The organism is Moellerella wisconsensis ATCC 35017 (assembly GCF_001294465.1).
Lineage (GTDB): Bacteria > Pseudomonadota > Gammaproteobacteria > Enterobacterales > Enterobacteriaceae > Moellerella > Moellerella wisconsensis.
In genome coordinates, this window is sequence record NZ_LGAA01000049.1 from 1 (window position 1) to 466 (window position 466).

Annotated in this window: 2 tRNA genes; both read left to right on the forward strand. The window is 46.4% G+C overall.

Going from position 1 to position 466, the window contains the following annotated elements:
• The first annotated feature begins 20 nt into the window (after positions 1–20).
• Positions 21–97 (forward strand) — tRNA-Asp (locus tag M992_RS14315).
• Positions 98–148: 51 nt separating this feature from the next.
• Positions 149–224, forward strand: a tRNA-Trp gene (locus tag M992_RS14320).
• The last annotated feature ends 242 nt before the right edge of the window (positions 225–466 follow it).

Sequence of the window (466 nt, forward strand, 5' to 3'; positions counted from 1 at the left end):
ATGTGAGAGAAAGAATCGGTGGAGCGGTAGTTCAGTTGGTTAGAATACCTGCCTGTCACGCAGGGGGTCGCGGGTTCGAGTCCCGTCCGTTCCGCCACTTATTTATGTTATGCCTGCTTGAACGCGGGGATAATAGTAAGCGTTCTTTAGGGGCGTAGCTCAGTTGGTAGAGCACCGGTCTCCAAAACCGGGTGTCGCGAGTTCGAGTCTCTCCGCCCCTGCCATACAAATAGCCTTCCGCTTGCGGAGGGCTTTTTTGCGTTTTAGCGCAGAAAAAACTTAAATTAAGACTTACCCTTCAGCATTTTTCCCAAATTCCTACCTAAATGTACTAAGTTGTTGGGGCAATTTCATACTATCGCCCCCCAACATTAGTGTTCTGCAATGCCAAAAATTACTTTGGCTGCGCTAGATGATAATTTATCAATGACTGAGTTAAATACTTAATCTCTTCTTTCCTGTCACT